Here is a 215-nt window from a genome sequence, read left to right as displayed (position 1 = left end):
CCCGTGAGGCTTGACCATATAACACCCAAACAATTTGCGTGTTGTACGGTGAAGACGTAACGAACCGAAAGTTCGTGTGAACCGCAAATACCTGTCACATACCCGAATCTGGATGAGCGTGTGCACTTGCCACGAGCGTCCATAAAGAATTGCTTGACGACCATAGAGCGTTGGAACCACCTGATCCCATCCCGAACTCAGTAGTGAAACGACGC

At 50.2% G+C, this 215-nt stretch carries 1 rRNA gene; it reads left to right on the top strand.

The annotated features are described in order from the left end of the window. Nucleotides 1–152: 152 nt before the first annotated feature. Nucleotides 153–215, top strand: a 5S ribosomal RNA gene (gene rrf / locus IB255_RS30725); the annotation flags it as partial.

This window comes from Pseudomonas sp. PDM22, from assembly GCF_014851965.1.
Lineage (GTDB): Bacteria > Pseudomonadota > Gammaproteobacteria > Pseudomonadales > Pseudomonadaceae > Pseudomonas.
The sequence above is the reverse complement of the archived record's forward strand: the minus strand, read 5'-3'. Positions and strand labels throughout refer to the sequence as shown.